Consider the following 12,013-nt stretch of genomic DNA (forward strand, 5'->3'; position numbering starts at 1 on the left):
CCGAACCAAAACGATCAGGGAGATGAGCCCATGCTGAATACCGCGACCAAGTCCGAAGCACCGGGCACCGAGCAGGAACTGACGGATGGCTTTCATCTCGTCATCGATGCGCTCAAGCTCAACGGCATCAACACCATCTATGGTGTGCCGGGCATCCCGATCACGGATCTTGGACGCATGATGCAGGCCGAGGGCATTCGCGTGCTCTCGTTCCGCCACGAACAGAATGCCGGCTACGCCGCCTCGATCGCCGGCTATTTGACCAAGAAACCGGGCGTCTGCCTCACCGTTTCGGCGCCCGGCTTTCTCAACGGCCTCACGGCACTGGCCCACGCCACCACCAACTGCTTCCCGATGATCCTGATCTCGGGCTCTTCCGAACGCGAGATCGTCGACCTGCAGCAGGGCGACTATGAAGAAATGGACCAGCTCGCGGTCGCCAAGCCGCTCTGCAAGGCGGCCTTCCGCGTCCTGCACGCCGCCGACATCGGCATCGGCCTGGCGCGCGCGATCCGTGCCGCCGTCTCCGGCCGCCCGGGCGGCGTCTATCTCGACCTGCCCGCAAAGCTTTTCGGCCAGGTGATCGATGCGGCTGCCGGCGCGAAGTCGCTGGTGAAGGTGATCGACGCAGCGCCCGCCCAGATCCCCGCCCCGTCAGCCGTCAAGCGCGCGCTCGACGTGCTCAAGGCTGCGAAGCGCCCCCTCATCATCCTCGGCAAGGGCGCGGCCTATGCGCAGGCCGACGACGAGATCCGCGCCTTCGTCGAAAAGTCCGGCGCCCCGTTCCTGCAGATGAGCATGGCCAAGGGCCTCCTGCCCGACACGCATGCGCAATCGGCGGGAGCTGCGCGCTCCACCGTGCTGAAGGACGCCGACGTCGTGATGCTGATCGGCGCCCGCCTCAACTGGCTGCTGTCGCACGGCAAGGGCAAGACCTGGGGCGAAAACCCCAAGAAATTCATCCAGATCGACATCGAGCCGAAGGAAATGGATTCCAACGTCGAGATCGTGGCCCCCGTGGTCGGCGATATCGGCTCCTGCGTCTCAGCCCTGCTCGCGGGCATGGGCGGCAACTGGTCGGCCGCGCCGGCCGACTGGCTCAGCACGGTTTCCAAGAAACGTGACGAGAACGTCGCCAAGATGGCGCCGAAGCTGATGAGCAACGCCTCGCCGATGGATTATCACGGCGCGCTCGGCGTGCTGCGCACCATCGTCAAGGAGCGGCCGGACGCGATCTTCGTCAACGAAGGCGCCAACACGCTCGACCTCGCCCGCGGCGTGATCGACATGTACAAGCCGCGCAAGCGCATCGACGTCGGCACCTGGGGCGTCATGGGCATCGGCATGGGCTATTCGATCGCAGCCGCCGTCGAAACCGGAAATCCGGTGCTCGCGGTCGAGGGCGACTCGGCCTTCGGCTTTTCGGGCATGGAAGTCGAGACCATCTGCCGCTACCAGCTTCCGGTCTGCATCGTCATCTTCAACAATGATGGCATCTATCGCGGCACCGACGTCAATGGCGCAAGTTCGGATCCGGCGACCACCGTGTTCGTCAAGGGCTCGCGCTACGACAAGATGATGGAAGCGTTCGGCGGCGTCGGCATCAACGCCACCTCGCCCGACGAATTGAAACGCGCCGTCAACGCCGCGATGGATTCCGGCAAGCCGACGCTGATCAACGCCGTGATCGATCCGGCGGCCGGTTCCGAGAGCGGCCGTATCGGCAACCTCAATCCGCAAAGCGTCCTGAAGAAGAAATAACCGACTTCAACCCATTTCATCCTGCACGCGCAAGGCAGACAGACACAGTACGGAGCAAACACGATGACAAAGGCGCTCGAGGGCGTTCGTATTCTTGATTTCACCCACGTTCAGTCGGGTCCGACCTGCACGCAATTGCTGGCCTGGTTCGGCGCCGACGTGATCAAGGTCGAGCGCCCCGGCGTCGGCGACATCACGCGTGGCCAGTTGCAGGACATTCCCAATGTGGACAGCCTGTATTTCACCATGCTGAACCACAACAAGCGTTCGATCACGCTCGACACCAAGAACCCCAAGGGCAAGGAAGTCCTCACCGCGCTGATCAAGAGCTGCGACGTGCTGGTGGAAAATTTCGGCCCCGGCGTGCTCGACCGCATGGGCTTCCCCTGGGAGAAAATCCACGCCATCAACCCGAAGATGATCGTGGCCTCGATCAAGGGTTTTGGCCCCGGACCGTACGAGGACTGCAAGGTCTATGAGAACGTCGCCCAGTGCACCGGCGGCGCGGCCTCGACCACCGGCTTCCGCGACGGGCTGCCGCTCGTCACCGGCGCGCAGATCGGCGACAGCGGCACCGGCCTTCATCTCGCGCTCGGCATCGTCACCGCGCTCTACCAGCGCACCATGACCGGCCAGGGCCAGAAGGTGACCGCGGCGATGCAGGACGGCGTGCTCAACCTCGCGCGCGTCAAACTGCGCGACCAGCAGCGCCTCGCCCACGGCCCCCTGAAGGAATACAGCCAGTACGGCGAAGGCATTCCGTTCGGCGATGCCGTGCCGCGCGCCGGCAACGATTCCGGTGGCGGCCAGCCCGGCCGCATCGTCAAGTGCAAGGGCTGGGAGACCGATCCCAACGCCTACCTCTATTTCATCACCCAGGCGCCGGTCTGGGAGAAGATCTGCGATGTGATCGGCGAACCCGGCTGGAAGACCCATCCCGACTACGCCAAGCCGCCGGCCCGGCTGTCGCGCCTCAACGAGATCTTCGCGCGCGTCGAGCAGTGGACGATGACGAAGACAAAATTCGAGGCGATGGAAATCCTCAACAAGGACGACATCCCCTGCGGCCCGATCCTGTCGATGAAGGAAATCATCGAGGACCAGTCGCTGCGCGCCACCGGCACCGTGGTCGAGGTCGATCATCCGACCCGCGGCAAGTACATCTCGGTCGGCAATCCGATCAAGCTGTCGGACTCACCGAGCGATGTGACGCGTTCGCCGCTGCTCGGCGAGCACACCGACGAAATCCTGCGCCAGGTGCTCGGCTTCTCCGACCACCAGGTCGCCGAGATCCACGATTCCGGCGCGCTCGCCCCGCCGCGGAAGCAGGCGGCCGAATAAGCGACGCCACCGAACAGCACCAAAGGCCGCCGGTTTCGGCGGCCTTTTTATTGGAGTGGGTGAAGGCCGAAGCGGTTCGGCGGCTGCTTGCTGCAGCTCTCCCGCTGGCGAGTGAGTTCTGAATGCTTTCAGCTGTTGGTCGCGCGGACCCGCAACAGACGCCCCCGCAGACTCCCCTTGCTATTTTTCTGCATTTGCAGGGCTTTGGTCTGCTCTCCTCGTGAAAGCTGACCTTGGCGGTTGCTAGCTGCAGGTCGCCTAAGGGCCACTGGCGACGTCTGAAATGAAAAACGCCGCCAACCGAGACGGCCTCCAAATTTGGCCGGCATCGGAGATAAAGGTCGTCTGCTTGATCTAGGTCAATAGTTCCCCGCATCATCAGCGCTCGCCTTCACCCGGTGAACGGACCGGAAGGGAAGGATGATCGAAACGCAGCATCCTGCAATCCCCACGCATTTGCCTTGGTTCATCACAGAGCCCGGACAAATCGACACGCTCACGGTGTTCACCGGGCTCTTCCTATTGTTGTTCACCGTAACAATGGGGGTCCTGATGTTCCGACTTCTCTATTTGCCTGCGAAAATAGTACCGCAGGAACAGAAGGCCAAATACGAAGTCGTTGCGACGCTCTGCTTGCTCGCGATGTTCACTCCCGGAAATCTCTTTTGGATAGCCGCCTTACTCGTAGCGATGACAGACATCCCCGATTTCACACCGTTCCTCCAACGGATAGCCGGGGCGGTTCGGCGTATCGCTCGATCACCGAAAAGGAAAGAAGAAATTCCTCCACGTCCGGAGAAGGCAAGACAACAGAGAGCAGTTATGAAGGCTACCGCGCAAATGGTGCTCGTACTTGGGATGCTTTTTGGTCCTGCCGAGGCGACCGCTGCCTCGTGCTCGTCCTATTACATTTCGGAAATCACTCTTGTATCGCCGGGTGACACCGAGGCCGGTCGTGTACAGACTTTTGTTGGATTTGGAGCGTCGAAGGAAGAGGCCGAAAAGAACGCCTTGGGGTCCTGCTCGCACGTCCAGCTTGACCTCCAAACATGCCTGGACTCAGATCGCATCCTGGGTCGTAACGCTCCTTCGGATGAGGCTAACAGCTCGCTTCATCTGAAGTACAGGAAGGCGGTCAAGCGCGTCGCTGGCTGCGAGTAGCGCGACCTTCGCTGCGCGCCACCGGCACCGTGGTCGAAGTCGAACATCCGACCCGCGGCAAGTACATCTCGGTCGACAATCCGATCAAGCTGTCGGACTCACTGAGCGATGTGACGCGTTCGCCGCTGCTCGGCGAGCACACCGACGAAATCCTGCGCCAGGTGCTCGGCTTCTCCGACCACCAGGTCGCCGAGATCCACGATTCCGGCGCCCTCGAGCCGCCGCGCAAGCAGGCGGCCGAATAGGCCCCTTGTCATCTGAAATGCCAAGGCCGCCGGTTTCCGGCGGCCTTTTGCTGTCTGGAATGCCACTTTCGTTAATTTTGCTGCAATGCAAACTGCCAATTGCTGCTATGCAAACAAGCCTGTTGTGGCTGGTATCTGGTATACGTAAATTACCCCCAGATCACGAAGCGGAATGGTTCCGCACCAAGAAAAGGGGACAAACATGTCCAAGACTGCATCCATCGGCCTCCTGCCCTCCAGCACCCTGTTCAGCCGTCTGATGGCCTCCATCGACCGCCTGCTGACCGCCAGCAGCCGCATTGCCGTCCGCAACGGCGACCTCCCCCGTTTCGGTCTCTGAGCCTGAAAATAAGCGTTTCTGCGCACAGGCGCGATCAGACGACCGACCTCAGCCTTCGCTGATTGGATCCATGGCCCCGGTTTCCGGGGCCATTTTTTTGTTTGCGCCAGGCCGCCGGCTTTACCAACGTCTGCGACAAATCAGCCCGAACGGCAATCCACGGCAACTATGGGTTTGCGTCCTGGCATATCGCATACAAAAATGAGGCCATCGCGCTCTTGAATGAAAAAGGGGCGCACTGGGGGGGGACGGCCTTGCGTTACCGGGACAGGCAGCCGATCGGGGATGGAACATGGGTGCATCCCATGACTTCCCTTTGCTGTGTATGGCAAATTCGCAATTGGCCGAAAGGAGCGGATGCCGCGCCGACGGGCCCCTTTTACAATTCCAACCTGTGACCGATCGGAGAAGACAGCCGCCGCGGCAGTAAATACAACATTGGGAAGCCGGCAGAGACCGGTGCAACCATAAATCGACGGGAGAGAATCAAATGAAACACAAAGCACAAACGGCGTGGGGCGCAATCATTGCCTTGTGCGCGGTCGGGATTTCTGTCCCCGCAGCCGCCGCATGGGAACCGGTGCGGCCCGTCGAGTTCATCGTTCCTGCCGGCACCGGCGGCGGCGCCGATCAGATGGCGCGGACGATCCAGGGCATCGTCACCAAGCATAATCTGATGAAGCAGCCGATGGTCGTCATCAACAAGTCGGGCGGCGCCGGCGGCGAAGGCTTCCTCGACCTCAAGGGAGCGGGCGGCAACCCGCACAAGATCATCATCACGCTGTCCAACCTCTTCACCACCCCTCTTGCGACCGGCATCCCGTTCAACTGGAAGGATCTCACCCCGGTGGCGATGCTGGCGCTCGACGAGTTCGTGCTCTGGGTCAACGCCGAGCAGCCGTTCAAGACGGCGAAAGAGTATGTCGATGCGGTGAAGACGGCTGCTCCGGGCAGCATCAAGATGGGTGGTACCGGCTCGAAGCAGGAAGACCAGATCATCACCGTCGCGGTCGAAAAGGCCACCGGCGCCAAGTTCACCTACATTCCCTACAAGGGCGGCGGTGAAGTCGCCGTTCAGCTGGTCGGCAACCACGTCGACTCGACCGTCAACAATCCGATCGAGGCGGTCGCGCAATGGCGCGGCGGCAAGCTGCGTCCGCTCTGCGTGTTCGACGCGCAACCGATGGCCTATGACGAGCAAGTCGCCGACGGCAAGAGCTGGAAGGACATTCCCACCTGCAAGTCGCAGGGTCTCGACATCGAATATCTGATGCTGCGCGGTATCTTCATGTCGCCGAGGGCCACCAAGGACCAGGTCGAATATTACATCGAGCTGTTCAAGAAGGTCCGCGCCACGCCCGAATGGCAGGACTTCATGAAGAGCGGCGCTTTCAACACGACCTTCCTGACCGGGGCTGACTATGCCAAGTGGGTCGAGGTCGAGGAGAAGCGTCACGAGGTCCTGATGAAGGATGCCGGCTTCCTCGCCACGGCGGGAAACTGATCGACTGGTTGAACCCGCAAACCGGAACCGCAGCATAAACGCCGGGCCTTAAGGGACCGCTGGCCCGGACTCGCATGGAGTTTTGATGACCACAGGCAGCTCGAGCAAGACCGGCCCCACCCACAGGCTGGTGGAGGCAGGGATCACGTTGCTGATCGCCCTCTTCGGCGTGGTCGTGATCGTCGGCAGCGTGAAGGCCGGCATCAACTGGGGCGCGGAAGGTCCGCGCGCCGGCTTCTTTCCATTCTACATCGGAATCTTCATCCTCGCCTCCAGCGCGATAAACCTGTGGAACGGACTGCGCGAAGACAATGACGAGCTGTTCGCCGAATGGGGACAGCTTCGCCAGGTCATGAGCGTCGTCGTTCCGACCGCGATCTATGTCGGCGCCATGCCGTTCACCGGGCTGTACCTCGCCTCGATCATCTTCATCGGATGGTTCATGCGATGGCTCGGCAAGTACCCTTGGCTGGTCGTGCTGGCGGTCGCGCTCGGCATGCCCATCGTCACCTATTTCATTTTCGAGCGCTGGTTTCTGGTCCCGCTTCCCAAGGGGCCGGTCGAAGAGTGGCTCGGTCTGTAACGTCGTCGCACGCTGGGGATCACCGCGATGGAAGAACTCGTCAATCTGTTTCACGGCTTTGCGGTCGCGCTGCAGCCCTTCAACATCATGGTGATGGTCGTCGGCATCGTGCTCGGCGTCGTGATCGGCGTGCTGCCGGGATTGGGCGGCGCCAATGGCGTGGCCATCCTGTTGCCGCTGACGTTCAGCATGCCGCCGACATCGGCCATCATCATGCTGTCCTGTATCTACTGGGGCGCGCTGTTCGGCGGGGCGATCACCTCGATCCTGTTCAACATACCAGGCGAGCCATGGTCGGTCGCGACGACGTTCGATGGCTACCCGATGGCGCAAAAGGGCAAGGCCGGCGAAGCATTGACGGCGGCCTTTAGCTCGTCGTTCGTCGGCGCGCTGTTTGCGGTGATCATGATCACGCTGGTCGCGCCGCTGGTCGCGAGCTTCGCGCTGCGATTCGGGCCAGCCGAAAAATTCGCGGTGTATTTTCTGGCGTTCTGCAGCTTCGTCGGCTTGAGCAAGGAGCCGCCCTTCAAGACCATTGCGGCCATGATGATCGGATTTGCGCTTGCCGCCGTCGGCCTCGACTCCATCACCGGACAGCTCCGGCTGACGTTCGGCTTTACCGAATTGCTGAACGGGTTCGACTTCCTCATCGCCGTCATCGGCCTGTTCGGCATCGGCGAAATCCTGCTGACGATGGAGGAAGGGCTCGCCTTCCGCGGCGGCAGCGCCAAGATCAATTTGCGGGTCGTGCTGCAGACCTGGAAGGAGTTGCCTGCCTACTGGATGACGTCGCTGCGCTCCTGCATGATCGGTTGCTGGATGGGCATCACGCCCGCCGGTGCAACGCCGGCCTCCTTCATGAGCTACGGCATCGCCAAGCGAGTGTCGAAGCACGGCGCCAATTTCGGCAAGGGAGAAATCGAGGGCGTGGTCGCGCCGGAGACCGCGGCGCACGCCGCCGGCACCGCGGCGTTGCTGCCGATGCTTTCGCTGGGCGTGCCGGGCTCGCCGACGGCCGCGGTGTTGCTCGGCGGCCTCCTGATCTGGGGCCTGCAGCCCGGACCGATGCTGTTCGTCGAACAGAAGGAGTTCGTCTGGGGCCTGATTGCCTCGATGTATCTCGGCAATATCGTCGGCCTGCTCGTCGTGTTGACCTGCGTGCCGGTTTTCGCGGCCATCCTGCGCGTCCCATTCAGCATCATCGCGCCGCTCATCCTGGTGCTGTGCGCGATCGGCGCCTATTCGGTCCACAGCTCCACGTTCGATGTGATGCTGATGCTGGTGTTCGGCGTGATCGGTTATCTCCTGAAGAAGTGCAATTATCCGCTCGCGCCGCTGGTGCTGGCGATCGTGCTTGGCGACAAGGCGGAAGAGGCATTCCGGCAGTCGCTGCTGGGATCCCAAGGTTCGCTCGGCGTGTTCTTCTCCAACACGCTGGTCTCAACGATCATGATCCTGGGACTAATTGCGCTGTTCTGGTCGGTGATCCAGCAAGGCTATACCCGCCTCCGCGCCGCCATCGCGTAAACCCAGGCGGAACATTACCGCCATAAAATCAAACGTGTTTTTGTCCTGTTCGGGGGGCCGTGCTATCTCACGCACGTCCCCTCCTTCGCGCTTGCAGCATTCCGGCGCGGTGACGAATTGCAGTGTGCCGGCCAAAATATCCCTTGTCTACTGGCATAACATATACCAAACTGACGTGAGCTGTCGGGTATCGATAGAACAGCCTATGGAGGGAAAATGACGGACACAGTGCATGGTGCGGCGCCCGTTGAGGCGGCCCGAGTCAGCGATGCCTATCGCTGGACCCAATTGACCATCGGCGTTCTCGCGATGGTGATGATCGCCAATTACCAATATGGTTGGACTTTCTTCGTCCCCGACATCCAGAAGAAATTCGGATGGGATCGCGCCTCGATCCAGTGGGCCTTTACCCTTTTCGTTTTGTTCGAAACCTGGCTGGTGCCGGTCGAGGGCTGGTTCGTCGATAAATACGGCCCGCGCATCGTCGTCCTCATTGGCGGCATCCTCTGCGCCATCGGATGGGCGATCAACGCCCAGGCGACTTCGCTCAACGGCTACTATCTCGGCATGATCATCGCAGGCATCGGCGCCGGTGGCGTCTACGGCACCTGCGTCGGCAACGCGCTGAAATGGTTCCCCGACAAGCGCGGCCTCGCCGCCGGCATCACCGCCGCCGGTTTCGGCGCGGGTTCGGCGCTGACGGTCGCGCCGATCCAGGCGATGATCAAGGACTCCGGCTTCCAGACCACCTTCCTCTATTTCGGTCTCGGCCAGGGCATCATCATCGTGATCCTCGCCTTCTTCCTGTTCGCGCCGAAGTCAGGACAAGTTCCTGCGGTGACGCAGAACGCCAACATCATCCAGACCCGGCGCAATTATCAGCCGACCGAGGTGATCCGTCAGCCGATCTTCTGGCTGATGTATTTCATGTTCGTGATCGTCGGCGCCGGCGGATTGATGGTTACCGCCAACCTCAAGCCGATCGCCGTCGACTGGAAGGTCGACAGCGTACCGGTCACGCTGATGGCGGTGACGATGACGGCCGTGACGTTCGCAGCCACCATCGATCGCGTGCTCAACGGCCTTACCCGCCCCTTCTTCGGCTGGATCTCCGACATGATCGGCCGCGAGAACACCATGTTCATCGCGTTCGGCATGGAAGGCATCGGCATCTGGGGCCTCTACATGCTGGGCCACGATCCGGTCTGGTTCGTGCTGCTGTCGGGCTTCGTGTTCTTCGCCTGGGGTGAGATCTACTCCCTCTTCCCGTCGACCTGCACGGATACGTTCGGTGCGAAGTTCGCGACCACCAATGCCGGCCTGCTCTACACGGCAAAGGGCACCGCAGCACTGCTGGTGCCGGTGGCGAACTACATGCAGCAGTCGTCGGGCAACTGGGACGCGGTGTTCCTCGTCGCGGCCGGCGCCAACATCCTGGCCTCGCTGCTGGCGATCGCGGTGCTCAAGCCCTGGCGCAAGGTGGTGGTCGCCAAATCGCAGCTGGCGGCCTGATCCGAAACCGGATCGGTTGTTCGAAACAAGCGCGCTCATCCTCCGGGGTGGGCGCGTTTTCTTTTGCCTCGACGGCCTCTGGTATACCTGAGCGCTTTCTGGACCGCTCCACCGACATCCCTCCCTCCCCCGGCTGGACTGCAGCGTTTCAAGAACGTCAGTAATACTGCCTATTTATCTTCATTCCGGCGGACTATTTCCACTCCAAATCGTGTTGACAATTGGCATTATGTATACCAGACTTGACGTAATAATTCACCCCAAGGAGGTTGCCATGCAAGTCGGAGATATCCTGCGCAAGAAAGCCGCCCGTGTCGCAACGGTTCGCATGAACGAGACCGTCGCCATTGCAGCCCAACTGATGCGCTCCAGCAATATCAGCGCACTGGTCGTCAAGGATGTCGTCCGCACCGAAGGCAACACCGCCGTCGGCATGTTCACCGAACGCGACGTGGTGCGCGCCATCGCCGAACACGGCACGGCCGGCGTGAACATGCGCGTTTCGCAATTCATTTCGGTGCAGCAGCTCGTCTCCTGCACATCGACGGATACGCTCGAGCATGTCCGTCACCTCATGAGCAAGCATCACATCCGCCACGTGCCTGTCATCGACAATTACAGCCTGATCGGCGTCATCAGCATTCGCGACATCTCAACCGCGTTCGACGACGAAGCGACGCCCTTCAACCTCGCCGCCTCGGCCTGACCGGCCGCTTCGAACACCGCCGGCATTTTTTGGGGCTGCACTCCCAGGGAAGACGGCATCGCACCGCAATACTCAGCTCAACTCCTGCCCCAAAGCAGGCGCTCGCAAATCTGCGCCTGAGTAGTGGCGCGCCGGAAAACATCATCTGTGGGAGGGCGCATGGCGCGCAACATTCTGATCCTTGGAGCCTCGTATGGCTCATTGCTGGCGACAAAGCTTTTGATGGCGGGTCACAACGCGACCCTGGTTTGCCGGAAGCAGACGGCAGAACTCATCAATCGCGACGGCACCGAAGTTCGCATCAAGCTGCGCGATGAGGCGGCCCACCGGCCGATCTTCTCGCGTGACCTGCCTGGGATCCTGGACGCGGTCGAACCCGCCGACGTCGATCCTTCGCGCTATGATCTGGTTGGTCTTGCGATGCAGGAACCGCAATACGCCGACCATGCGATCCAGGCTCTGATGATCAAAATCGCCGAGGCGAAACTGCCTTGCCTTTCAATCATGAACATGCCGCCTTTGCCCTATCTCAAACGGATCCCGGCGCTGGCGAACATGGAGCTGGAGGAAGCCTATACCAATGCCGGGGTATGGGAACGGTTCGAGCCGGGCCTGATGTCGCTCTGCTCCCCCGATCCGCAGGCCTTCCGTCCGCCGGAAGAGGCGGCGAATGTTCTTCATGTCGGCCTGCCCACAAACTTCAAGGCAGCATCGTTTGCGGATGAAAAACATAACCTGCTGCTGCGGGAGCTGGAAGCCGACATCGATGCGGTGAAGCTTGATGGACAGGACGTTCCGGTGAAGCTCAAAGTGTTCGATTCGATGTTCGTCCCGCTGGCCAAATGGTCGATGCTGCTGACGGGGAACTACCGGTGTATCACGCCGCAAGAGCCGCAATCGATCCACGACGCCGTGCACGGCGACATCAATCTCTCGCAGTCGATCTATGACCATGTCGATGCCGTCGCCCAGCGTCTGGGCGCCGACCCCACCGATCAGGTGCCCTTCGAGAAATACGCCAAGGCGGCCGAAAGCCTGCTCAAGCCGTCGTCGGCGGCCCGGGCGGTCGCTGGTGGTGCGCAATTCATCGAGCGCGTCGACCTGCTGGTAAAGCTGATTTCGCATCAGCTCGGCGCACCCAATGCCGAAATCGACCGTACGGTCCAGATCGTCGATCAGAAACTGAATGAGAGCATCGCGAGGGGCGGATCGGCCGCGCCGCGACGCGCTCCCTTCGCCGTGACTTAGAGCCCTGGCGGTTCTCGGTTCGGATGAACCAGAAGGGACTCTGGTCTTAAGTTTCGACGCGTTTTTCTTGAGCGAAGCCGCGTCC

10 protein-coding genes and 1 pseudogene are annotated in these 12,013 nt (G+C 61.3%); all 11 read left to right on the forward strand.

The genetic code is table 11. From position 1 onward, the window contains the following. The first annotated feature begins 30 nt into the window (after positions 1 to 30). The 11 genes and pseudogenes from oxc to ACVWVY_RS34720 all read left to right on the forward strand — a co-directional run bounded on the left by oxc (position 31) and on the right by ACVWVY_RS34720 (position 11,928). Complete coding sequence (gene oxc, locus ACVWVY_RS34670; protein ID WP_456630599.1) at positions 31 to 1,761, forward strand: oxalyl-CoA decarboxylase; 1,731 nt, start codon at positions 31 to 33, stop codon at positions 1,759 to 1,761. Between the two features lie 63 nt (positions 1,762 to 1,824). After that, entirely contained in the window at positions 1,825 to 3,102 is a 1,278-nt protein-coding gene (gene frc / locus ACVWVY_RS34675) for a formyl-CoA transferase (RefSeq protein WP_456630600.1), read from the forward strand. A 420-nt stretch (positions 3,103 to 3,522) separates the two neighbouring features. Continuing rightward, positions 3,523 to 4,263, forward strand: coding sequence for a hypothetical protein (locus ACVWVY_RS34680; protein WP_456630601.1), 741 nt, complete (start codon positions 3,523 to 3,525; stop codon positions 4,261 to 4,263). A gap of 8 nt (positions 4,264 to 4,271) precedes the next feature. Continuing rightward, positions 4,272 to 4,508: pseudogene (locus tag ACVWVY_RS34685) on the forward strand (formyl-CoA transferase); the annotation flags it as partial. 202 nt (positions 4,509 to 4,710) lie between these two features. Beyond that, entirely contained in the window at positions 4,711 to 4,848 is a 138-nt protein-coding gene (locus ACVWVY_RS34690) for a hypothetical protein (RefSeq protein WP_456630602.1), read from the forward strand. A gap of 490 nt (positions 4,849 to 5,338) precedes the next feature. Beyond that, positions 5,339 to 6,352 carry a Bug family tripartite tricarboxylate transporter substrate binding protein gene (locus ACVWVY_RS34695; protein ID WP_456630603.1) on the forward strand — a complete coding sequence of 338 codons (1,014 nt, stop codon included), beginning with the start codon at positions 5,339 to 5,341 and terminating at the stop codon, positions 6,350 to 6,352. An 85-nt stretch (positions 6,353 to 6,437) separates the two neighbouring features. Next, a complete protein-coding gene (locus tag ACVWVY_RS34700; RefSeq protein ID WP_456630604.1) occupies positions 6,438 to 6,935 on the forward strand; it encodes a tripartite tricarboxylate transporter TctB family protein in 498 nt (165 codons plus the stop codon). A 27-nt stretch (positions 6,936 to 6,962) separates the two neighbouring features. Then, a complete protein-coding gene (locus ACVWVY_RS34705; RefSeq protein WP_456630605.1) occupies positions 6,963 to 8,462 on the forward strand; it encodes a tripartite tricarboxylate transporter permease in 1,500 nt (499 codons plus the stop codon). A 216-nt stretch (positions 8,463 to 8,678) separates the two neighbouring features. After that, positions 8,679 to 9,974: an oxalate/formate MFS antiporter gene (gene oxlT, locus ACVWVY_RS34710; RefSeq protein ID WP_456630606.1), complete on the forward strand. Its 1,296-nt coding sequence runs from the start codon at positions 8,679 to 8,681 to the stop codon at positions 9,972 to 9,974. A gap of 274 nt (positions 9,975 to 10,248) precedes the next feature. Next, a complete protein-coding gene (locus tag ACVWVY_RS34715) occupies positions 10,249 to 10,680 on the forward strand; it encodes a CBS domain-containing protein (RefSeq protein WP_456630607.1) in 432 nt (143 codons plus the stop codon). A 159-nt stretch (positions 10,681 to 10,839) separates the two neighbouring features. Continuing rightward, positions 10,840 to 11,928, forward strand: coding sequence for a ketopantoate reductase family protein (locus ACVWVY_RS34720; RefSeq protein WP_456630608.1), 1,089 nt, complete (start codon positions 10,840 to 10,842; stop codon positions 11,926 to 11,928). Positions 11,929 to 12,013: the final 85 nt, after the last annotated feature.

The sequence above is a fragment of the Bradyrhizobium sp. URHC0002 genome, assembly GCF_054059515.1.